The sequence below is a fragment of the Thalassospira sp. HJ genome, assembly GCF_000948415.1.
In the GTDB taxonomy this organism is placed as follows: Bacteria; Pseudomonadota; Alphaproteobacteria; order Rhodospirillales; family Thalassospiraceae; genus Thalassospira.
The window spans coordinates 1-23,465 of the sequence record NZ_JYII01000014.1 but is presented as its reverse complement, the minus strand read 5'-3'; the positions used below and the strand labels follow the sequence as shown (position 1 = coordinate 23,465).

The 23,465-nt window shown below is 54.7% G+C and carries 18 protein-coding genes and 1 pseudogene; 14 read left to right on the top strand and 5 right to left on the bottom strand.

Going from position 1 to position 23,465, the window contains the following annotated elements; all coding sequences use genetic code 11:
- Positions 1 to 29 precede the first annotated feature (29 nt).
- The 10 genes from UF64_RS12980 to fdhD all read left to right on the top strand — a co-directional run bounded on the left by UF64_RS12980 (position 30) and on the right by fdhD (position 13,758).
- A complete protein-coding gene (locus UF64_RS12980; RefSeq protein WP_044829045.1) occupies positions 30 to 788 on the top strand; it encodes an SDR family oxidoreductase in 759 nt (252 codons plus the stop codon).
- A 138-nt stretch (positions 789 to 926) separates the two neighbouring features.
- Positions 927 to 2,372: a sigma-54 dependent transcriptional regulator gene (locus UF64_RS12975; RefSeq protein WP_044829044.1), complete on the top strand. Its 1,446-nt coding sequence runs from the start codon at positions 927 to 929 to the stop codon at positions 2,370 to 2,372.
- Positions 2,373 to 2,434: 62 nt separating this feature from the next.
- Complete coding sequence (locus tag UF64_RS12970) at positions 2,435 to 4,375, top strand: cache domain-containing protein (RefSeq protein ID WP_235285060.1); 1,941 nt, start codon at positions 2,435 to 2,437, stop codon at positions 4,373 to 4,375.
- Positions 4,376 to 4,669: 294 nt separating this feature from the next.
- Positions 4,670 to 6,394 (top strand): OFA family MFS transporter, encoded by a 1,725-nt coding sequence (locus tag UF64_RS12965; protein WP_044829056.1) that lies wholly within the window; start codon positions 4,670 to 4,672, stop codon positions 6,392 to 6,394.
- A gap of 333 nt (positions 6,395 to 6,727) precedes the next feature.
- Complete coding sequence (locus tag UF64_RS12960) at positions 6,728 to 7,621, top strand: LysR family transcriptional regulator (RefSeq protein ID WP_044829043.1); 894 nt, start codon at positions 6,728 to 6,730, stop codon at positions 7,619 to 7,621.
- A gap of 111 nt (positions 7,622 to 7,732) precedes the next feature.
- Positions 7,733 to 8,197 (top strand): formate dehydrogenase subunit gamma, encoded by a 465-nt coding sequence (locus UF64_RS12955; RefSeq protein ID WP_052657636.1) that lies wholly within the window; start codon positions 7,733 to 7,735, stop codon positions 8,195 to 8,197.
- Positions 8,194 to 9,750: an NADH-quinone oxidoreductase subunit NuoF gene (locus UF64_RS12950; RefSeq protein WP_044829042.1), complete on the top strand. Its 1,557-nt coding sequence runs from the start codon at positions 8,194 to 8,196 to the stop codon at positions 9,748 to 9,750. The genes UF64_RS12955 and UF64_RS12950 overlap by 4 nt, the downstream gene beginning before the upstream one ends.
- A 4-nt stretch (positions 9,751 to 9,754) precedes the next feature.
- Entirely contained in the window at positions 9,755 to 12,634 is a 2,880-nt protein-coding gene (gene fdhF / locus UF64_RS12945; RefSeq protein WP_044829041.1) for a formate dehydrogenase subunit alpha, read from the top strand.
- A gap of 93 nt (positions 12,635 to 12,727) precedes the next feature.
- A complete protein-coding gene (locus tag UF64_RS12940) occupies positions 12,728 to 12,952 on the top strand; it encodes a formate dehydrogenase subunit delta (RefSeq protein ID WP_044829040.1) in 225 nt (74 codons plus the stop codon).
- Positions 12,949 to 13,758 (top strand): formate dehydrogenase accessory sulfurtransferase FdhD, encoded by an 810-nt coding sequence (fdhD, locus tag UF64_RS12935; RefSeq protein ID WP_044829039.1) that lies wholly within the window; start codon positions 12,949 to 12,951, stop codon positions 13,756 to 13,758. Before UF64_RS12940 ends, fdhD begins: the two co-directional genes overlap by 4 nt.
- Before the next feature lie 33 nt (positions 13,759 to 13,791).
- Here fdhD and UF64_RS12930 read toward each other — a convergent pair whose 3' ends face one another.
- The 4 genes from UF64_RS12930 to UF64_RS12915 form a co-directional block, all read right to left on the bottom strand.
- Positions 13,792 to 14,838 carry a LacI family DNA-binding transcriptional regulator gene (locus UF64_RS12930; RefSeq protein ID WP_235285059.1) on the bottom strand — a complete coding sequence of 349 codons (1,047 nt, stop codon included), beginning with the start codon at positions 14,836 to 14,838 and terminating at the stop codon, positions 13,792 to 13,794.
- A 209-nt stretch (positions 14,839 to 15,047) separates the two neighbouring features.
- Complete coding sequence (locus UF64_RS12925) at positions 15,048 to 16,538, bottom strand: tripartite tricarboxylate transporter permease (RefSeq protein ID WP_044829038.1); 1,491 nt, start codon at positions 16,536 to 16,538, stop codon at positions 15,048 to 15,050.
- A 47-nt stretch (positions 16,539 to 16,585) separates the two neighbouring features.
- Positions 16,586 to 17,011 (bottom strand): tripartite tricarboxylate transporter TctB family protein, encoded by a 426-nt coding sequence (locus tag UF64_RS12920; protein WP_044829037.1) that lies wholly within the window; start codon positions 17,009 to 17,011, stop codon positions 16,586 to 16,588.
- A gap of 163 nt (positions 17,012 to 17,174) precedes the next feature.
- Positions 17,175 to 18,221 (bottom strand): ABC transporter substrate-binding protein, encoded by a 1,047-nt coding sequence (locus UF64_RS12915; RefSeq protein WP_044829036.1) that lies wholly within the window; start codon positions 18,219 to 18,221, stop codon positions 17,175 to 17,177.
- 575 nt (positions 18,222 to 18,796) lie between these two features.
- Here UF64_RS12915 and UF64_RS12910 point away from each other — a divergent pair.
- The gene (locus tag UF64_RS12910; protein WP_044829053.1) at positions 18,797 to 19,708 is read left to right on the top strand and encodes a dihydrodipicolinate synthase family protein; all 912 of its coding nucleotides are present in this window, start codon (positions 18,797 to 18,799) and stop codon (positions 19,706 to 19,708) included.
- Between the two features lie 27 nt (positions 19,709 to 19,735).
- On the opposite strand, the gene UF64_RS12905 is transcribed toward UF64_RS12910, so the two are convergent.
- The gene (locus UF64_RS12905) at positions 19,736 to 20,446 is read right to left on the bottom strand and encodes a GntR family transcriptional regulator (RefSeq protein ID WP_044829035.1); all 711 of its coding nucleotides are present in this window, start codon (positions 20,444 to 20,446) and stop codon (positions 19,736 to 19,738) included.
- Positions 20,447 to 20,673: 227 nt separating this feature from the next.
- Here UF64_RS12905 and araD point away from each other — a divergent pair, with 227 nt between their 5' ends.
- The 3 genes and pseudogenes from araD to UF64_RS12890 form a co-directional block, all read left to right on the top strand.
- The gene (araD, locus tag UF64_RS12900) at positions 20,674 to 22,407 is read left to right on the top strand and encodes an L-arabinonate dehydratase (RefSeq protein ID WP_044829034.1); all 1,734 of its coding nucleotides are present in this window, start codon (positions 20,674 to 20,676) and stop codon (positions 22,405 to 22,407) included.
- 10 nt (positions 22,408 to 22,417) lie between these two features.
- Positions 22,418 to 23,137, top strand: coding sequence for a ribonuclease activity regulator RraA (locus UF64_RS12895; protein WP_044829033.1), 720 nt, complete (start codon positions 22,418 to 22,420; stop codon positions 23,135 to 23,137).
- A gap of 78 nt (positions 23,138 to 23,215) precedes the next feature.
- Positions 23,216 to 23,465 (top strand): annotated as a pseudogene (locus tag UF64_RS12890) (aldehyde dehydrogenase family protein); the annotation flags it as partial.

Below are 23,465 nucleotides of genomic sequence, written 5' to 3'. Positions count from 1 at the left end.
CCAAACCACTCAAACCACCGGAGATCCCCATGACCAAAACAGCACTCATTACCGGCGCAACTTCTGGCTTTGGCGCGGCAACGGCCCGGCGGTTTGTCAAGGAAGGTTGGAAAGTCATCGTTACTGGCCGACGTGCAGAACGTCTTGAGGCCCTTGTCACCGAACTCGGTGGTGCCTTGGTCGCCCACGCGCTGTGCTTTGATATTCAGGACTCTGACGCCATCCAGAAGGCGGTTGATAGCTTGCCTGCTGATTTCGCCGATGTTGATTTGCTGGTGAATAATGCCGGTCTGGCACTTGGCACCGGCCCTGCGCAGGAATGCAATCTGTCAGACTGGATGACGATGATTGATACCAATAACAAGGGGTTGGTGGCGATGACGCGCATCATGCTTGATAAGCTGATCGAACGCAAAGGGGCGATCGTCAATCTGGCCTCCATTGCATCAAACTGGCCCTATCCGGGCGGTAATGTCTATGGCGCGACCAAGGCCTTTGTTCAGCAGTTTTCGCTGGGCATTCGTTGTGATCTGGCGGGCACCGGTGTACGCGTTACCTCGATCGAGCCGGGCCTGTGTGAAAGTGAATTCACGCTGGTGCGCACGGGTGGCAACAAGGAAGCCTATGACAAGCTTTACAAGGGTGCCGATCCGATCCAGCCCGAAGACATCGCTGAAAGCATCTTCTGGGTGGCGAATTTGCCAGCGCATGTAAACGTCAACTCGCTTGAAGTCATGCCGACAAGCCAAAGCTGGTCGCCCTTTGCCATTCATCGCAAGGAAGCCTGATTGGCGAGGTGATATTCCCGTTGGTGGTCGTCAAATTCGACGCCGGAATGGCGTAACTACCACCAACGGTTTTGCTTTTCTCTTTCCGCTGAACTAAGCTTTGAAAAAAAATAAAGCATGTTTCAGCGGAGGAACATCATGAGATCGACCGTACTGGGCGAGTCCGAAGGGGCAGCGCCGTCAGCGGGCAATGACGCAGGTCATAGCGGGCCGGGGCCGGAATTCGGCCCGTGGCTCGAAAAGGCATCCATCCTGATCGTCGATGACGAGCCGGGCATGCGCAACTTCCTTGTCCGCACCCTTGGCCCGCGCGCCAAGCGGGTCGAAGAAGCCGCCGACTGCGAAGAAGCCACAGCCCTTCTTGATCAACACCATTTTGATGTTGTCATTCTTGATAACATCATGCCGGGCAAAAGCGGGGTGGAATGGCTGACCGAACAGCGCGAAATCGGCTTTTTCTCCGACGCCATTTTGATGACGGCCTATGCCGACCTTGATACCGCGATCAAGGCGCTGCGTGCCGGTGCCGTTGACTTTGTCCTGAAGCCATTTCGATCCAACCAGATTTTAAACGCGGTGGCGCGCTGTCTTGATCGTATGCGGTTACGCCGTGAAAACCATGTGCTGCGCCATGAATTGCGTGCGACGTCTGATCATGTGTTGCTGCGCGACAAGCTGATTGGCTATTCACCGCAAATTCAGGAAATCCGCGAAACCATCGCGCGTGTGGCCCCATTGCCGACATCGATCCTGATTTCCGGGGAAAGCGGGACTGGCAAGGAAGTCACCGCGCGTTCGCTGCATGCTTTGTCGGATCGGGCCGAAAAGCCGTTTGTACCGATCAACTGTGCCGCCATCCCATCCGAGATGATCGAGGCGGAATTGTTTGGCCATGTCAAAGGGGCCTTTACCGGGGCGCAGGCCGCGCGCGATGGCCTGTTCATGCATGCGCAGGGCGGAACCCTGTTTTTGGATGAAGTCGGTGAATTGTCGCTGGCAACCCAAAGCAAGCTTTTGCGCGCGATTGAAAGCCGCCGTGTCCGCCCGGTGGGGTCGGAGCGTGAAGCCCCTGTTGATCTGCGCTTTATCTTTGCCACCAACGCCGATCTCGAGGCCGAAGTCGAAGCAGGCCGTTTCCGTGCCGATCTGTTTTATCGCATCAATGTCATGCATATCGAAATGCCACCTCTTTCCGCGCGCGGTGACGATGTGCTGGAACTAGCCGAGCTTTTCATGACCAAGCTGTCCAATCAGCTTGGCGTGCGCGAAGTGCCGATTGATGCAGCTGTGCGGGCCGGGCTGACGCGTTATGAATGGCCTGGCAATGTGCGTGAATTGCGCAACCTGATTGAACGGACGCTTATTCTGGGGCGCTTCCCCGATGAGTTCCGTGATGACCGTGATGTCGGTGCCGATCATCAGGCGCCATCAAGTGACAGTGACGAAACCCTTGATGAAATGGAACGCCGTCACATTCTGGCAATGCTGCACAAAACCGGTGGCAACCGTAACGAGGCCGCGCGTCGCCTTGGCGTATCGCGCAAAACAATTGATCGCAAATGCGCCAGCTGGGATCAGAAATGACATTGATGTCACGTCGTGGTTTCAGAAATACCAAGCGAACACGATCTGTCCGATTTAAATTGTTGGCTATTGCGCTGTTGCCAACCCTTGTCATTTTGCCGCTTTTACTTGGCGTGATGATGGTGCGATGGAACGGCAAATTTGATGCGCTTCTGACATCAAAAGTCAGTGCTGATCTGACAATCGCCCATCAGTATTTCACCCACATTCTGGAAAATACGAGCGAACAGATCAACGCACTTGGACAATCGGTATCCTTTCAAGACATACTTGCCACTGATGATGCGGGTGCTCTGGCAAAACTGCTTGAAGCACGGCGCGAAGCACTTGGTCTTGATTTCCTGTATCTGTCCGAAAACACGGATTTGAACTCCGGTGCAGGACGATCCGGCAACTGGCCGGTGATCACTAGGGCCTTGTCGGGTACGTCATCGACTGGTGTCGATATCTTTAGCAATGCCGATCTTGCCGCTATTTCACCTAAGCTGGCCGAACGGGCGCAGCTTGATCTGGTGGACACACCCAATGCGGTTCCCACCACGCGTGATCGCGAAACCCGTGGCATGGTTGTCCATTCAGCAAGCCTTGTGACGCTGCCATCCGGGAAAACAGCCGTTTTGGTGGGGGGCATTCTGCTCAATCAGAATTTGGGCTTCATCGATACGATCAATGATCTTGTCTATCGCAAAAACAGCCTGCCTGATGGAAGTCAGGGAACCGCGACCCTGTTTCTGGATGATGTGCGCATCAGTACCAATGTCCGCTTGTTTGAGGATCGCCGGGCACTGGGAACCCGCGTTTCAAGTGCGGTACGACAAGCCGTTCTCGAAGATGGCAAGGTCTGGCTTGATCGCGCCTTTGTCGTCAATGATTGGTATATTTCCGCCTATGAGCCGATCAAGGACAGCTATGGCAAGCAGGTCGGGATGCTGTATGTCGGTTTTCTGGAAACGCCTTTCGCTCAAACCAAATACGAAAGCCTGTTGATCCTGATCGGGGCATTTTTGTTTGTGGCAGCTCTTTCGGTGCCAATTTTTCTTAGATGGGCGCGCGGCATTTTCAAACCACTTGAAAGGATGACCAGCACCATAGCCCAAGTCGAAAGCGGTGATTTTTCAGCGCGAACCAATCTGGATCAGGTGCGTGATGAAATTACGCTGGTGGCCGATCATCTTGATGACCTGCTTGATCAGGTACAAGAACGCGATAAACGCTTGCGTGCCTGGAATGACGAGTTAAATGCGCGCGTTGATGCCCGCACAAGCGAGTTGCGCGAAGCCAACAGCGCACTCGAAGAAACCACCAAGCAGTTGATTATGTCAGAAAAACTGGCCGCAATCGGGGAAATCACCGCTGGTGTCGCCCACGAGATCAACAACCCGGTTGCGGTTTTGCAAGGTAATCTGGATGTTCTGCGCGATCTTTTGGGGGAACATGCCAAACTTGGCGATACGGAATTTCGCCTGATTGACGAACAGGTCAATCGCATCAATCTGATTGTGACCAAGCTTCTGCAATTTGCCAAACCCGAAGAATATGCAGGCTTTGTTGAACGCCATAGCGTCGCACAGGTGATCGAAGACTGCATGCCGCTTATTGCCCATTTGCTTGGCCGGGCCGAAATCGAAGTGGTCCGCGACCATCGATCAACCCGTCTGGTTCTGATGAACCGGACAGAGTTGCAGCAGGTTCTGGTCAATCTGATGGTCAATGCCCTGCATGCCATGCCCGAACGCGGCACTATGACCCTGATTGATGTCGATGAAACGCGCCGCGAAAGACCAGGGGTTCAGATAACCGTTCGTGATACGGGTATCGGCATGAAGCCAGATGTGCTTAATCGGATTTTTGATCCGTTCTATACCACCAAGCGCCGCGAAGGAACGGGGCTTGGTCTGTCGATCACAAAGACCCTGATTGATCGTCAAAGCGGTTTTCTTGATGTTACAAGCACGCCGGACAAAGGCACCGAATTTACCATTTGGCTGCCAGAAGCAGATTAAAAAATACCGGTTTATCTCTGTAAAAATTTTGCAAGTGCGAGTGGACATTTTGTCCATATACCCGTTTTACGAGTGTGATATTGTGGACATTTTGTCCATGCGCGTGCGCCGCAGTATACCCTTATAGTTTGGAAAAATGACAGAAAACGGCGCTAAGTGCGCTGTGGCATGACGATTGCCAAGTTGAAAACTCCGGATGCGGATCATTTGTCTCCGCGTTTGCCCTGCACCATGAATTGTCGTGCGACGGGGAAGGGCAAGGAAAAATCAAAAGACCGGGAGGAAAACAACGTCATGTTTGACAAGCTCAAGAAAGAACACATCGTCGCTGGCGACGATTTCAACCGCTGGAAAGTTCCGCCAGCATCCATCGCCATTCATTTGTGCATCGGCTCTGTCTATGCCTGGAGTATCTTTAACCCGCCACTGATCAAGGAATTTGGGGTGGTCAGTGCAAGCTCCGGTGACTGGGGTCTGCAATCCGTTGTCTGGATTTTCTCTGTTGCCATCGTCTTTCTTGGCCTTGCAGCTGCCTTTGGCGGCAAATGGCTTGAAGAAGTCGGCCCGCGTATGGTCGGCGTTGTCGCGGCCTTCTGCTGGGGTGGTGGTTTCATCATCGGCGGCCTTGGCATCATGACCCATCAGCTGTGGCTGGTGTATCTGGGCTATGGCGCGCTTGGTGGCTGTGGTCTTGGGCTTGGCTATGTTTCGCCGGTCTCGACCCTGATCCGCTGGTTCCCGGACCGGCGCGGTATGGCGACCGGTATGGCCATCATGGGCTTTGGCGGTGGTGCGATGATCGCAACCCCGATCAAGGAAGCCCTGCTTACCACGTTCTACAAGGTGCCTGACTATCTTGGTCCGGAAAGTGCCGTGAACCTCGTGACCGAGGGCGGCAAACGTATGGCCGAAGTTGGTGGCCAGATGGTCGAAGTCGTTGTTGCCGGTGCCGCACAGGTTGCCGCAGCGCCGGTCCCGATCGAAGAAGGCGTTTACGTTGCCGGAACCGGTAATACCGGTGCGGCTGCGACCTTCTTTACGCTTGGTGTCGCGTACTTCATCGTCATGATCATTGCATCCTTCTCCTATCGCGTGCCGCGCGAAGGTTGGCTTCCGGCTGGCTGGACGCCGCCGACTGCGGATGCCGCATCCAAACGCATGATCACCCATGCCAACGTTCACATTGATCAGGCGCTTAAAACCCCGCAGTTCTATCTGCTGTGGATAGTCTTGTGCTTTAACGTGACCGCCGGTATCGGGGTGATTGGCGTTGCCAAGACCATGATGACGGAAATCTTTGGCACGACCTTGCCGTTTATCGTGAACTCCGCTTTTGCGGCGACCTACGTGTTCATGATTTCGGTCTTTAACATGTGCGGTCGTTTCTTCTGGGCCTCGATGTCTGACTATATCGGGCGCAAGAACACCTATTACTGCTTCTTCATTCTGGGCATCGTTCTCTATATGTCGATCCCGTTTGCCGCAGAACAGGTCAGCATCAATCCGGCTGTGACATGGCTTGTCATGTTCTATGCCGCAACCATGATCATCTTCACGATGTATGGCGGTGGTTTCGCAACCATTCCGGCTTATCTCGCCGATATTTTCGGTACCAAATATGTCGGTGGTATCCATGGTCGTCTTCTGACCGCCTGGAGTACCGCTGGTGTTCTTGGTCCGCTTGCCATCACCCAGTTGCGTCAGGCCTCGGTCACCAGTTCGATCAAGGATCTGGCAGCAAAGGTTGATCCGGCAGCATTCCAGGAGAAGTTCGGTGCCGGCATTGCTCAGCTTGATCAGCTGGTTGCAGCCAAAACGGTGACCATCGGGCGTCTGATGGAAATCGCACCGGCAGGCACGGTCGATCCGACCTCAAGCCTGTATAACACCACCATGTATGCCATGGCGGCATTGCTTGCGATTGCGCTGATTGCCAACAAGCTGGTCAGCCCGATCCATGAAAAGCATCACATGGAAACCCAGGAAGCCGGCGGAAGCGAAGCTCCGTCGAAAGCCTAACCTGACCAAAGGCGCCAGCCGATGCACCCTCGGCTGGCGCCTGTTTTACTGGCTCTGTCCACTTGCCAGTAAGACCAGGCACGAGTGGGACATTGTGCCAAAGCGTCAGGGGCAGATCCGGGTTCCGTTCATCCAGCCCGGATCTGCGTTCTGTTGCAGGAATAACCTTTATGCCCGAAGGGGTAATCGGTTATCCTGCAATCAGAACACTTTTCCCGACAATCCCGATGCCAAAGTGTTCGGACAAAGTGTTCCGCCCCAGATAGAGCGAGCCGAAAACAGGATCGCTAACACCTCCATAAAAAGCATCGATCTTGCGATGCCGGATACGCCATGATTGATAAACTCGAAATGTTTATGGTTCTCGCCCGCGAGCAGCATTTTGGACATGCTGCCGAAGAATGCGGTGTGACGCAGCCAACCCTTTCAAGCGCTTTGCGCCAGCTTGAAGACCATCTTGGCGTTGTGCTGGTCAAACGCGGATCACGGTATCAGGGCCTGACACCCGAAGGCGAACGGGTTCTTGAATGGGCCCGCCATATTGTCGGCAGCACCCGGTCCATGCGCGATGAAATGCGCGCCATGCGCTTTGGCCTGACCGGGCAGGTGCAGATTGCGGTTGTTCCGACCGCACTTTCGATGGTTCATGAATTGACCACGCCGTTTCGTGAAAAACACCCCGATGTCAGCTTTGCCATCCTGTCGCGGACCTCTGCTGAAATTCAGGCCCTGCTCGACGATCTGCAAATTGATGCCGGGATTACCTATCTTGATAATGAGCCGCTTGGGCGCGTAACAGCCATCCCGCTGTACCGGGAACGCTATCATCTGGTGACGTCAAACATGGATGATCTGGCCGGACGTGATACAATCACCTGGCGCGAAGCCGCTGAATTGCCGCTTTGCCTGCTAACGCCAGATATGCAAAACCGCCGCATCATCGATCAGCATCTTGATGCCGTGGGCGCGAAGGTCAGTGCAACGCTTGAAAGCGATTCCATGATTGCCCTGTTTACCCATGTGCAAACAGGTAATTGGGCCAGCATCATGCCGGAAAAAATGGTCGAAAGTTTCGGAATGCGCGACCGGGTTAAATCGATCCCGATCACCGAACCCGATGCTACCCACACCGTAGGCCTGATCGCCGCACGACGCGAACCGGCAACCCCGGTTGTGTCGGCCTTGATCAAAGAAGCAGCCCGCATTTCAGAGCTGCAATCGGCTTGATAGGTTTTCGCTATCGCGTAACGGGATGGCTTTATTGAACGCGCAGGCGCAATGCCTGACAATGCTTAGAATAATCAAGAATTTGACAACATGCTTGAGAGAGAGGCTTGCATGTCGGAAACGACCGAGGACCAGAACGTCCGCGTCGCTGCCATTTGTGATCAGATGGCAGCCCTTGAGGGACCGCTTTTGCCGATCCTGCATGAAGTGCAGGAAGAGTTTGGCTATATCCCCGATGGCGCGCTTCAGACCATTGCCAAGAAGCTGAACCTTAGCCGGGCGGAAGTCCACGGGGTGGCAAGCTTCTATCATGACTTCCGCGAAGAAAAGGCGGGCAAGCATGTCATCAAGATCTGCCGGGCCGAAGCCTGTCAGGCGATGGGGGCAGATGCCCTTGGCGATCAGATCCGTCGTCACTTGAAAGTCGACTGGTCGCAAACCACCGCCGATCACAAGATCACGCTTGAACCTGTCTTCTGTCTTGGCCTGTGTGCCTGCGCCCCGGCGGCGATGATTGATGGCAAGGTTGTTGGCCGTGTCAGTGCCGATCGCATTCTTGAAAAGGTGGGGTCATGAGCATCAAGGTCTATGTTCCACTTGATTCCGGTTCGGTTGCGCTCGGTGCGGATGATGTCGCATCCGCCATTGCCGCCAAGGCAGCCAAAACCGGTGCCGATATCAAGATCGTGCGCAATGGCTCGTTTGGCATGTATTGGCTTGAACCGATGGTCGAGGTCGAAACGCCGCGTGGACGTGTTGCCTATGGCCCGGTCAGCACCGATGATATCGACGCATTGTTTGATGCCGATTTCCTGACGGGCGGGGCGCACAAGCTGTTCCTCGGCCGGACACAGGAAATCCCGTTCCTCAAAAGCCAGTCGCGCCTGACATTCCAGCGCTGCGGCATCATTGATCCGGTATCGCTTGACGATTACCGCGCCAATGAAGGCCTGAGCGGTCTTGAAAACGCGCTCAACATGACGGACGAAGAAATCGTCAAGGCCGTCACCGACAGTGGCCTTCGTGGTCGCGGTGGTGCCGGTTTCCCGACGGGTATCAAATGGAATACCGTCCGCGAAGCCAACGGCGATCAGAAATACATCGTCTGTAACGCCGATGAAGGCGATAGCGGCACCTTTGCCGATCGAATGATCATGGAAGGCGAACCGTTTGTTCTGATCGAAGGCATGATCATTGCCGGTCTCGCAACCGGTGCGACCAAGGGCTATGTCTATACCCGTTCGGAATATCCGACCGCGATTGACGTGATGAACGAGGCGATCGAAGTCGCCCGTGCTGCCGGTGTTCTGGGCGATAATATCCTCGGTTCCGGCAAGTCCTTTGACATGGAAGTCCGCATGGGTGCGGGTGCCTATGTCTGCGGTGAAGAAACGTCGCTTCTCAACAGCATGGAAGGCAAGCGTGGTGTTGTTCGTGCCAAGCCGCCGCTGCCTGCCCTTGAAGGTTTCCTTGGCCGCCCGACGGTGGTCAATAACGTGATTTCGCTGTGCTCTGTTCCGGTCATTCTGGAAAAGGGCCCGGAATATTACCGTGATTACGGCATGGGCCGGTCGCGCGGCACCATCCCGATCCAGATTGCGGGCAACGTCAAACATGGCGGGCTTTATGAAGTCGGCTTTGGTCTGACGCTGGGCGAAATCGTCGAACAGATCGGCGGTGGCACCGCATCGGGCCGCCCGGTCAAGGCAGTTCAGGTTGGCGGGCCTTTGGGGGCCTATTTCCCGAAAGAACTGTTTGATACGCCGTTTGACTACGAAGAATTCATGAAACGCGATGGTCTGATCGGTCATGCCGGTGTTGTCGTGTTTGACGACACGGTCGACATGATGAAGCAGGCCCGCTTTGCCATGGAATTCTGCGCGATTGAATCGTGCGGCAAATGCACGCCGTGCCGAATTGGCTCTGTACGCGGGACCGAAGTGGTCGACAAGCTTGAACGTGGTGAAGAGCCAGACTTGCAGATCGAGCTGCTGCGCGATCTGTGCGAGACCATGAAGTTTGGATCCTTGTGCGCCCTGGGTGGCTTTACGCCTTATCCGGTTCTAAGCGCCCTGACCCATTTCCCTGATGACTTCAAGCCACGCGCGCTTGATATAGCTGCGGAGTGAAACGATGTCCTTGATCAAAGAAGTTGACTACGGAACCCCCGCCAAGAATTCCGAAAAGACCGTCACCCTGACCATTGATGGCAATGATGTGACCGTGCCGGAAGGCACCTCTGTCATGCGTGCCTCGATGGAGGCCGGCATTCAGGTCCCGAAACTGTGCGCGACCGATATGGTCGATGCCTTTGGCTCGTGCCGCCTGTGTCTGGTTGAGGTCGAAGGCCGCAACGGCACCCCGGCATCCTGCACGACGCCGGCATCTGATGGCATGGTTGTCCATACCCAGACCGAGCGGCTCAAGAAAATCCGCAAAGGTGTGATGGAGCTTTATATCTCTGACCATCCGCTGGATTGCCTGACCTGTGCGGCCAATGGTGACTGCGAATTGCAGGACATGGCCGGTGCGGTTGGTCTGCGCGATGTGCGCTATGGCTATGAGGGTGAAAACCACGTTCAGGTCCGCCAGAACGGGGAAGAAAACCCGCGCTATATGGCCAAGGATGAAACCAACCCGTATTTCACCTATGACCCGTCGAAATGCATCGTCTGTTCGCGCTGTGTCCGTGCCTGCGAAGAAGTGCAGGGCACCTTTGCCCTGACCATCGAAGGTCGCGGTTTTGAATCCCGTGTGTCTCCGGGCATGCACGAAGACTTTCTGGATTCAGAATGCGTATCGTGTGGTGCCTGTGTGCAGGCCTGTCCGACGGCAACGCTTCAGGAAAAGTCGGTCATTGAAATCGGCCAGCCGGAACATTCGGTTGTCACCACCTGCGCCTATTGCGGGGTGGGTTGTTCGTTCAAGGCGGAAATGCACGGCGAAGAACTGGTTCGCATGGTGCCCTATAAGGACGGCAAGGCCAACCGTGGCCATTCTTGTGTGAAGGGGCGCTTTGCCTATGGCTATGCCAATCACAAGGACCGCATCCTTAACCCGATGATCCGCGAAAATGTTGAGGATCCCTGGCAGGAAGTCAGCTGGGAAGAAGCGCTTCGCTTCACCGCAGACAAGTTCAAGGGCATTCAGGCCAAATACGGTAAGGGTGCGCTGGGCGGTATCACCTCATCACGTTGCACGAACGAGGAAACCTTCCTTGTTCAGAAACTGATCCGTGCCGGGTTTGGCAATAACAACGTTGATACCTGTGCGCGTGTTTGCCACTCGCCGACCGGTTATGGCCTCAAAACCACGTTTGGTACCTCTGCCGGGACGCAGGACTTTGATTCTGTCGAACATACCGATGTTGTCATCCTGATCGGGGCCAACCCGACCGATGGCCACCCGGTGTTTGCATCGCGCCTGAAAAAGCGTCTGCGTGAAGGCGCGAAACTGATCGTGATCGATCCGCGCCGGATTGATCTGGTCCGCTCCCCGCATATCGAGGCGGTCGCCCACGTAGCACTGCGTCCGGGCACCAACGTTGCGGTTCTGACATCGCTTGCGCATGTCATCGTGACCGAAGGCCTGTTTGACGAGGCCTTCGTACGTGAACGCTGTGACTGGGATGAATTCCAGGATTGGGCGACCTTTGTTTCCGATCCGAAACATAGCCCGGAAGCCATCGCCGGCATGACCGGTGTTGACGCCGAAACCATGCGGAAGGCCGCCCGTGCCTTTGCCACCGGCGGTAATGGCGCGATCTATTACGGTCTTGGCGTGACGGAACATTCTCAGGGCTCCACCACCGTGATGGCAATTGCCAACCTTGCCATGGCGACCGGCAATATCGGCCGTCCGGGTGTTGGTGTGAACCCGCTGCGTGGTCAGAACAACGTGCAGGGCTCCTGTGATATGGGATCCTTCCCGCACGAACTGCCGGGCTATCGCCACATTCAGGACAGTGCGACCCGCGATATCTTTGAAGATATCTGGGGCGTGAAACTTGATGACGAGCCGGGGCTTCGTATCCCCAATATGCTCGATGCGGCTGTCGAGGGCACCTTCAAGGGTATCTATATTCAGGGTGAAGATATCCTTCAGTCTGACCCGGACACCAAACATGTCGCGGCCGGTCTGGCGGCGATGGAATGTGTGGTCGTCCATGACCTGTTCCTGAATGAAACGGCGAACTACGCACATGTCTTCCTGCCGGGTTCGACCTTCCTTGAAAAGGACGGGACATTCACCAACGCAGAACGCCGTATCAACCGCGTGCGTAAGGTGATGACCCCCTTGAACGGCTTCGCCGATTGGGAAGTGACCCAGAACCTCGCGCGTGCGATGGGCCTTGACTGGAACTACACCCATCCGTCACAGGTCATGGGCGAAATTGCTGCGACCACACCAAGCTTTGCCAATGTCAGCTACGACCTGCTCGAAGAGAAGGGCTCGGTCCAGTGGCCATGTAATGACAAGGCCCCGGAAGGGACCCCGGTCATGCATATTGATGGCTTTGTCCGTGGCAAGGGCAAGTTTGTTGTCACCGAATATGTCGCAACCGATGAACGCACCGGTCCGCGCTTCCCGCTTCTGCTGACCACAGGACGTATCCTTAGTCAGTATAACGTGGGTGCTCAGACCCGCCGGACGGAAAACACTGCCTGGCACAAGGAAGACTTGCTGGAAATTCACCCGCACGATGCCGAACAGCGTGGCATTCGTGAAGGTGACTGGATCCGCCTGGCATCACGGTCGGGCGAAACTTCCCTTCGCGCCACCATTACCGACCGTGTCGCACCGGGTGTGGTTTACACCACTTTCCACCATCCGGGCACGCAGGCCAACGTGATTACCACCGACTATACCGACTGGGCGACCAACTGCCCGGAATACAAGGTTACCGCGGTTCAGGTCTCGTCCTCCAATGGTCCGACCGAATGGCAGGTGGAATATGACCGTCAGGCCGAACAGTCGCGCCGGATCAAACCGCGCGTCGATGCTGCCGAATAGGATCGCGAGCCAGACATTGTGCTATACTCCCTTGGCATGATGTCTGGTTCTTCCTGCTTCTATACAAAGCTTACAGTCAAAGAGTGAACCGCAATGGCACCTGACAAACTTGTCTATATGGCCAATCAGATCGCGACCTTCTTCAAATCCCAGCCCGAGGGCGAGGGCGTTGATGGTGTCGCCAACCATATCAGCGATTTCTGGGAACCGCGCATGCGCAAGCAGCTGTTTGACATGATCGCCGAAGGCAATGCCGACTTCCATCCGCTGGTGCTGAAAGCCGCACCAAAGATCCGGAAGGTCAAGGAAACCGCATGACGGCCAAGCCATCGGAAAATCGCATTCTCGACGGGCGCGACGTTGATCTTGCGCGTGCCGTCTCGGGCGATGATGGCAATGACGATGCGCCGATCATGTTGCAGCCAGAAGTTCCGGCTGCTTTGACGTTTAATGGTCATTCTCATGCCGTGATGATGGTCTCCCCCCATGATCTCGAAGATTTCATGGTTGGCTTTGCCCTGTCCGAAGGCATTGTCGATGACATTTCCCAGATTGCGCTGCGCGATGTGCGTAAGACCCTGCAGGGCTATGTGATCGAAGCCGACCTACATGACGATGTATTTGATCGCCTTGCCGATCGCCAACGCACACTCGAAGGTCGGTCGGGCTGTGGCTTGTGCGGGGTGCAGTCGCTCGAAGCCGTTGCCATGGACAAGATCGGTACGGTGACACCATCCAACATGGCGCAGGATGTCGTCCTGCGTGCGATTGACGCGCTTCCCGATCATCAGACCCGCAACCGCGAAGGCGGTGGGTTGCTGCATGCCAGCGCCTTTGTTGATGGTAGCGGTAACATCGTTCTGGTCCGTGAGGATATCGGACGCCATAACGCGCTGGACAAGGTGCTTGGCGCCATCGCGCGGCAGGGGATCGATCCAAGCGGCGGCTTCGTTCTGATAACCAGCCGCTGCTCCTATGAAATCGTCACCAAGACCGTGCAGTTTGGCATCGGCGGGCTTGTCACCCTTTCGGGGCCGACCTTGACGGCAGTGAACCTTGCACGCAAGGCCGGACTGACGATGATCTGCCGCGAACGGCGCGGCCTGTTTCGTCGGTTTGCATGATGGCTTGCTATGGTCAGGTACTTGACTGATTGGTCAAGTAGATGCCCGCTCAATGATCTCAAACCCGATATCAATTGTATTGCTCGGAAGCGGTTTGTTTTCGATCCGTGTGACCAGTGCTTCGGCCGCTTGCTGCCCAAGATGCGAACGATCAACCTGGACACTTGTCAGGGCAGGCAGGGTAAAGGCTGAAAAATCCTGATTGCCAAAACCAAGTACGGCAATATCCTCTGGAACGCGAAGGCCGCGTGCCTGGGCCTCGATCAGAATGCCATGGGCGAGCAGGTCGGAACTGCACATGACAATGCCGTTCCTGAATCCTTTTTCCAGTCCAGAGGTCAGGGCGTTACGCCCGCGTTCAATTGTTGCAGACGCTTCATAAACAACCTCTATCGGGGTGTTGCCGGTTGACTGGGTGAATTGCCGGGAAAATGCATTTTTGCGGCGGAATGCGCGCTCATCTCCCGCCGACACAATCAGGGCCTTATCATAACCTTTTCTGACAGCGTAGTGGGCCATTTCCTCGCCGGTTTTGATGTGAGAGAACCCTATGCATATATCTATCGGGCTTTCTGTAATATCCCAGACTTCGATCACAGGAATGCCTGCCCTCAGAAGCATGCGTTTGCTGCTGGCGGAATGGTGGATTCCTGTCAAAAGAATACCATCAGGTCGACGGCTGAGCATGGTGGAAACGACAGCTTGTTCTTCATCTTGTGAAAAGCCGGTTTCTGCCATCAGGACGTGATAGTCTGACTCGCGAATGACATTGATAAAGTTTTGCATCATGTCGGCGTAAATCACGTTCGTGATCGATGGCACAAGGGCGGCAATCAGTTTGCTGCGTCTTGATGCCAATGCGCCAGCGACCATGTTGGGCACATAGCCGGTCAGTTCGATAGCATCCTGAATGCGTTGCAGGGTCTTGGCAGAAACCTTCTCAGGATCGTTCAAGGCACGTGAAACGGTGACCTGTGAAACACCGGCAATGCGCCCGACGGTTTCCATCGTGACAGCGCCACTTTTGATCTCGGCTGCGATGATCGGATCATTGTGTTTTGGTGCGGATACGGATGACAAGTTTGTTCGTCTCTTGCGTTAACGACCTTGCCAGTGTGGCCTGAGGCCAGGTTGTGCGTCCAATAGCCAAGTTATATCCTGTTTAGACATTACATTAGCAACGAAAAGTGGGCAAGAAGCGTGGGCAGGATGCCGACTGCTTGGTAATACAGAAAAGCAATCGTGGCTTCTTGCCTGATAACGCTCTGTTTCTCTGCTTGTTACTCTGATCAATCGACTATTCGTTTTTTCTTGCGTGCAACCGAAATCGAGAATGCGATTGAAACTGCAATGAGGACCCATAGAAGCACAGCGATCCAGCTCTTGGTGAAGAAGATCGAAAATGTACCAAAGGATTCCAGGCTTTTGACGAAGTAGATTTCCGCCGACGGGCCAAGGATAAAGCCGATGATAAATGGTGCGATTTCCAGACGGATTTTATGGGCAAGATAGCCAAATAAACCAAAGATCAGCAGCGTCCAAACGTCAAACATCACACCGTAATTGATGGTGTATGCCCCGACAACGCACATCATCAAGATGATTGGGAATAGGATATTTTTCGGAACTGTAACGACCTTGGCCAGATGACGAATGGCAAAAACCATGACCAGAAACATCACGATGTTGGCCACCAGCATCGCAATGATCATCGCATCCCAGGTAATCGGATTGTTGCCGATGAAAAGCGGACCAACTTGAATGCCCTGAAGGGTAAAAGCACCAATCAGAATGGCAGTGGTTGAATCACCTGGAATACCCAGTGACAGTAATGGGACAAGCGCGCCACCCGTCAGGCCGTTATTGGCACTTTCCGATGCGATCACCCCTTCGGGTGCGCCCTTGCCAAACTTATCAGGGTTTCTCGAGAAGTTCTTTTCCTGACTGTAAGCCAGAATGGAAGCTGCACTGCCGCCAACGCCAGGCAGAATCCCGACAAAAGTCCCAATTGACGATGATCGGATCAGGTTGATGATCTGACCTTTGAACACAGAAAGCTTGAAAGGTGCGCCACCGATCTTGATCTTGGACAGTTCTTTCGCATCCTTCATGCCATGTTCGGCATCAATCAGGATGGTCGCCAGACCAAACAGGCCAATCAGAACCGGTAAAAGCGAGAACCCGCTTTCGAGATAGTATTCAAGGAATTCTGGAACAAGGCGCAACTCACCATTGCCGCCGCGTGAAATATCGTAAGCGCCGATCAGACTGATGAATATGCCAAGGAAACCACTGAAAATGCCAATCAGAAGGCTGCTGGAAAGTGCGGCCATCACGGTGAGGGCAAAAAAGATGATCAGGAACTTTTCGATATAGGAAAACTTGATAGCAAAATCGGCCAGTGCCGGGGCAAACAGGTAAAGTGCCGCAAGGCTGATCAGGCCGCCGACCAGTGAAGACGTGATGCCGATCTTGAGTGCACGTTCACCTTCGCCATTCTGGGTCATTGGATACCCGTCCAGCGTGGTGGTGATCGATGATGGTGTACCGGGAATGTTTAAAAGGATGGCCGGAACAAGACCGCCTGAAATTCCGCCAACATAAAGACCCAGCAAAAGTGCCAGGCCATTTTCAAGTCCAAGTGAATAGGTCAGTGGCAGGCATACGGCAACCGCCATGGTTGCGGTCATACCCGGTATGGCACCGAAAATGATGCCGACCACGGTTCCCGCGGCAACCAGTCCGAAAAATAACGGGCTTAGAATGGATAGCAATTCCATAGCAAATCTCTTGGCTCAATTCGTGCCAAAATGCCCCGATGCAGGGGTCAAGGCAGCGAGATGTTGAAAAGTTCGGAGAGGATGTACCAGACGACACTTGGCGCGATCAGTGCATTGGCGCCCGCGATCATAAGTGTCCGGCGGTTGCGTTCGCGCAGGAAAAGAGTGCTTAACGCGAACAGATACGGGATCGAGCACAGGTAGAACCCAAGTCCGGTATTGGGGAAAATGTCCCCGACGCTTGGCATGGCAAGAAAATAGATCACGGTCAGTGCCAGTGTGCCAAAGAAACGAGCGTGGTCGATTCCTGCTGGCCACCATGTGCCATTGGTGACAGTCGCCAGAATTGTGCTTCCACGCGTAATCAGAATGGAAATAAACAGAACGCCCAGGATTACGGCGATAATCGTTGGGAAAATAAGATGTGATGAGCTGAAATCAACAGTCACATGAAAGGGGGAGTCAAACGACATTGGACGCCTCCGGAATAAGCGCATTTTGCCCAATGGTACTGATTTCCGGATGCAAAGGAAATCAACTCTGGGTCTTCTTGGCTGGATTGGGTGTTGGGGCGCATATCGCCACCATATCAGGCAACAAAGGCCCGGCGATGTTCAATGCCGGGCCATCGCAAGATTAGTTGGCTGAAATCGAGTCAATAACCTGACGGTATTGGTCGCGTTTTGCCTTGAGGTAAGCCGAAGCTTCAGCTTGCGGCTTGTAGTTCGGGATAAAGAACGAAGCCTTCTGGGTCTTCTGGATTTCTCCTGCCTCGAAGATTTCCTTGAGAGCCGCGTCAATCGCGGCAATCTGGTCTGCATCCATATCCTTGTTGAACAGGAAGAAGAATTCCTTGTCGAATGTGAAGTCAGTCGAGCCGTCGAAGGTCACGCTTACATTCGGCGTGGTGAATGCCAGAAGTTCTTCGCTAGTGGTGTTGCCCATGCCTTCCGGGTTGGCTTGTTCAATCGTTTCTTCGCGTGCTGTGAGCCAGACGAAGCGCATTGCTTTCTGATCACTGGCGGCAAGATGAGTAAACTGTTCATTTGCCTGGACTGAACCGTTGATCACATCGGCCTGGCCATCAAACATCAGCTGGTTTTTGTCCGCCTGTGAGCCGGTGTTGACCGGAACGATGTTGGCTTCTGAACCCGGGTTCATTATCCGGGCCGCGTTTTTCATCGCTGAGAAACCGATTTCAGAAACACCACCGGCCTGAATGGCAACACGAACCCGAACGCCAGCTGCCGCTGCCGCAAAGACATCTTCCATTGATTGCATGGGGGAATTCTTTGGAACGAGATAGGCGTTGCCCGGGTTGATCGCGACGGTCGGGCCGACAACGTAGTTTTCAAAGATGTCGTCATAGCCGCGAACACCATACAGGTTCCCGAGATACGATTGATCATGGAAAATCATGATGGTGGTGCCGCGTGAGTCGCGTTGCAGTGCCTTGAAGGCCTCGCTTGAGCCAACGGCATCAACCTTTACGTTGATGTCGAGTTTTTTGGCAAGTGCATCAGCAATTATTGCGCTGTTCTGATAGGTGTCCCCGCCGGTCGATTTCGAGCCGATGACGAGGCGGATATTACTTGGCAGATCGGCTGCAGAAGCAAGTATCGGTGATGCGACCATGGCGGTGAAGCCAACAGCGGCAGCGATGGATTTAAAGAGTCCAGTCATTAGTTTCCTCCCAAATGACGTAAGCCTGAATATCGGGTGGTGCCCGTTAAGCCCAGGGTCCGAAGCCCCTTAAGGTATTGGTGTTGCTTGTTCTTGTTGTTGCCTCACTTGTAAAATTACAAGCGATATGAATGCGCATACATTTTTGATACATTTTGTTAATAAGTCTGTCAACCGCTTATTATCTATGCATCTTGCGTGATGGATGGAATGTAAAATTTGCTTGTAAGCATACTTGACAACTTAGCTGTGTATGCGCATACATAAACTGTCATGTCAGGTGATCAGTGTTTGTGCCGTGTGTTGCGTGAAGGATTGGTGCGGATGCCGGTTGGTGATCGGGCCGGGTTTGGTAAGGTTGAAAGCTGATGGAAAAGTCCGGCTTGCCGTCGAAAGGTGACTTTCCTTCGTACGGATATCTTTCGGGGTAGGTGCGTGGCGTAGATTTTGTTTTGCAGGGGTATGCTCGGGCGTCGGTTATGCCAGAGCATTCCTAAATTAAAGATTCTGACAAAAAACCAGGGTCGGGGGTGAATTGTTGCCTGATGACCCGCAGTATTCAGGGATATTGGTCCATGGCACTTTCAAAAACCGAATTGCGCAACGTTCTGTCCGGGATTTCCGGCATTCTTGTCACGCCTTACGACGAAAATGGTGACGTTGCACCCAAAAAGCTTGTGCCGGTGATTGACCGTGCGCTGGCAGCTGGTGTTCATTTCCCCGTCGTGAACGGTAACACCGGGGAGTTCTATGCCCTGACCACGGACGAAGCGATCACGATGGCAAAGTCGGTTGCCGAAATGCTGGGTGGTCGTGCGCCGATGCTGGCCGGGATCGGTCGTGGTGTCCGTGATGCCTGTGCGCTCGCCAAGGCATCCGCCGACGCCGGGGCAGAGGCGCTTATGATCCATCAGCCGCCAGATCCGTTTGTCGCCCCGCGTGGTGTTGTTGATTATATCAAACGCATTGCCGATGCGTCCGGCGGTCTGCCGATGATGCTCTATCTGCGCAACGACGCCATCGGGACCAAGGCGATTGCCGATCTTTGCGCGGTCGAAGGTGTCGCAGGTGTCAAGTGGGCAACGCCCAACCCGATGAAACTGGCCGAGGCGATCAATGCCTGCGATCCGGATATCGTCTGGGTCGGTGGGTTGGCCGAAACGTGGGCGCCGGCATTTTATGCGGTGGGTGCGCGCGGCTTTACATCTGGCCTGATCAATGTCTGGCCGGAACGCTCCATGGCCATTCATACGGCCCTTGAGGCTAGCGACTATGCCACGGCACGCAAACTGATTTCCGAAATGAAGGCGTTTGAGGATGTCCGGGCCGAAGAAATGAACGGCACGAACGTTACCGGTGTGAAGTCGGCATTGAAGCTGCTTGGCGATGATTGTGGCCCGACCCGTCCGCCATCCGCCTGGCCGCTGACCGACGCGCAGGCCGAAAAGCTTAAGGTCTTCATGAAAGGAAACGGACTGATCCGTTAAATCACGCCGCGGCTTGGTCGGGCCGTCCTAGAAGAAGGACGGGTTGCGTTCGCGGATGGCATCGACAGTGGCAAGGGTGCCCATCAGATGTTCACGCACCACGTCGCAGGCCGTATCGGCATCACCCGCATCAATCGCTGCCAGAATGCGGGCATGACAATCAAGGATGGATGCGGATTTCCCCGGGTCGGGCAGGTTGAGTTTACGCAGGCGGTCAATATGGCCGGATCGGGCTTCGATGACGCCATAGAGTTGGGCAACACCGGCCGCCTCATAAAGCGCGTAATGGAAATCGCGATCAAGCTTGCCAAAGGTATCAAGATCGCTCGCGGCACTAACGGCATTTTGCTGGGCAAGAATGGAGTGTGCTTTGACAGTTAGGGCAGGGTCTTTGGCATTGGCCAGACGGCGGGTGATTTCAAGCTCGACCGACAGGCGCAGGAACTGGGTTTCAAGCGCGTGTTCGACATCGATGCGCGAGACCTCTGTCTTGGATTGCGGAAAGGTATCGACCAGTCCTTCTTCCTCAAGCTTGAGCAAGGCATCGCGGACCGGTGTCTGGCTGACACCATATTCCTCGGCGATTTCCATCCGCGACACGTATTGGCCCGGTGCCAATTCAAGATCAATGATCCGCTGGCGCAAGGAATCATGGAGCTGCGTACTGGCCGAACCCCTTTTCAGCTTGGGCAGGCGTTTCTTGGCAATCGGTGCGTCTTTGAACAGGTTATCGACCATGTTGTTCCCGCAGTTCTTGTCTGGTCACGCAATTTGTATACAGGCGTCTTGTCGGATATACACTAATATATTACTATATCAAGCAGACAAAATTGAATATCTTTCCATGTCTGATGACGGTGGCGGAAACCCTCAGAAGAGTGTGTTTGCGTCTAGGATAAAAGGTCACCTTTCTGATCGCCGCCCGCCGCAAACATGGTTGCTTTTTACATTCCGAGGATAAGACAATGAGCAAGAAACAGCCTCAGGACCTGAGATCGGCACGCTGGTTTTCCCCCGATGATCTGCGGTCATTCGGACATCGATCACGAATGATGCAGCTTGGCTATTCCGAGGATGATTTTCGTGGAAAGCCGATCATCGGCATTCTCAATACTTGGTCGGAGCTCAATACCTGCCACGCCCATTTCCGCGAACGCGTGGTCGATGTCAAACGTGGCGTCGCGCAGGCGGGTGGCTTTGCCGTCGAACTGCCGTCACTTTCGGTTGATGAAAGCTTCACCAAGCCGACCTCAATGCTTTATCGCAACCTGCTGGCCATGGAGACAGAGGAAAACATTCGCTGCCATCCGCTGGACGGCGTGGTTTTGATGGGCGGCTGTGACAAATCGACACCGGGCCTGGTTATGGGCGCGATTTCGGCCGGTGTGCCGATGATCTATCTGCCGGCTGGTCCGATGCTGCGCGGCAACTATGCCGGCAAGACGCTGGGTTCCGGGTCTGATGCCTGGAAATACTGGGATGAACGGCGCGCAGGCAATATCAGCGATGATGAATGGCTTGGCATTCAGGGCGGCATTGCGCGTTCTGCCGGGACCTGCATGACCATGGGAACCGCATCGACCATGACGGCGATTGCTGATTCCATGGGGCTGACACTTCCCGGTGCATCCTCGATCCCGGCCGTCGATAGCGGGCATCAGCGCATGTCGGCTGATTGCGGACGCCGGATTGTCGATATGGTCTGGGAGGACCTGACACCTGATAAAATCATCACCGATGCGTCGTGCCGAAATGCGGCCATTGTTGCCATGGCAACCGGTTGCTCGACCAATGCGGTGGTGCATCTGATCGCGATGGCCAAGCGTGCCGGTGTCGGGCTTAAGCTTGAAGACCTTGATGAGCTTGGCCGCAATACGCCGCTGATTGCCAATGTCCGGCCATCGGGCAAGGATTACCTCATGGAGGACTTCTTCTATGCTGGTGGTCTACGTGCCCTGATGAAGCAGATGGAAGATCGTCTTGATACGACTTGCATGACAGTCACCGGAAAGACATTGGGCGAGAACCTCGAAGGGGCGGTGGTTTATAATAATGATGTCATCCGCCCGATCAGCAACCCGGTTTATAAGGAAGGCTCGCTTGCCGTTCTGAAAGGCAACCTTTGCCCGACTGGTGCGGTGATCAAGCCTGCAGCCTGTGATCCGAAGTTTCATGTCCATGAAGGGCCGGCGATCGTCTTTGATAGCTACCCGGATATGAAAAAGGCCGTCGATGACGAGAACCTTGATATCACGCCAGACCATGTGATGGTTCTGCGTAATGCCGGGCCGCAGGGCGGGCCGGGCTTCCCGGAATGGGGCATGTTGCCCATTCCCAAGGCGCTGATCAAGCAGGGGCATCGTGACATGCTTCGGATTTCCGACGCGCGGATGTCGGGCACATCGTATGGCGCATGTGTCTTGCATGTCAGCCCGGAAAGCTACGTTGGTGGACCGCTGGCACTTTTGAAGAACGGCGATGTCGTGCGTCTGGATCTGCCAAACCGCTCGCTTGATATGCTCGTTCCCGAGGAAGAACTCGAAGAACGCCGCAAGGCACTGACCCCGCCGGAACCGCGGTTCGAACGTGGATATGGCTATATGTTCTCGCGCCATGTAACACAGGCCGATCAGGGCTGTGACTTTGATTTCCTTGAAACTTCTTTCGGCAAGACTGCCGGCGAACCTGATATTTTCTAAGGACCCCGAGATGACCGAATATGTACTTTCCGAGGACACCCGCGCAAAGCTGATGCGCGCCTCCACGGCATCCATCGCAACCCAGTTGTTCAAACGTGGTTTGCGCAACCAGTTCATTCAGGGCGTCAAACCGGTTGCGCCCAAAAAGAAAAACATGGTCGGGCAGGCCTTTACCCTGCGTTACATTCCGGCCCGTGAAGACCGTAATCCGATTGAGGTCTTCCGCAATGCCGATCATCCGCAACGGGTCGCGGTTGAAACCTGCCCACCCGGTCATGTGCTGGTGATGGATGGGCGCAAGGATGCGTCTGCTGCCTCCGCCGGATCGATCCTTGTGACCCGCCTTGCCGTGCGCGGGGCGGCCGGTATTGTATCGGATGCCGGTTTCCGCGATGCCGAAGGCATTGGTGCGCTTGATATGCCGGCCTATTGTGCCGGTCCGTCGGCACCGACCAACCTGACCAAGCATGAAGCACTTGATATCAACATTCCGATTGCGTGTGGTGATGTTGCGGTGTTCCCCGGTGATGTGCTTGTTGGCGACACTGATGGTGTTATGGTGATCCCGGCCCATCTGGCCGACGAGATCGCTGATGCCTGTGCGGGCATGGAAAGTTACGAGGCTTTTGTCCTTGAGCAGGTGCAAAGCGGGGCGTCAATCATCGGACTTTATCCCTGCACCAAGGATGAAAATCAGAAAAAGTATGAGGAATGGCTGAAAAGCCAGTAAGATCAGGTAAATGCCTTGGTCCGTGTGACCTGACGATGAGCCTTATCCATATCCACGAATTCCAGAGGATTGATTGCAATGTCTTATACCCTGACAGGAAAACATCTGATTGCTGGCGAATGGGTCGCTGGCGAGACGACCTTCCAGTCCGAACCGGCCCACGGCCCGGCCAATACCTTCCCGGTTGGAACGCCAGCCCTTGTTGATCAGGCCGCCAAGGCGGCTGAGGAAGCCTTCTGGACCTTTGGCTATTCCACCCGCGAAGAACGCGCGAAATTCATCAACACCATTGCCGATGAAATCGATGCACGCGGCGATGAAATCACCG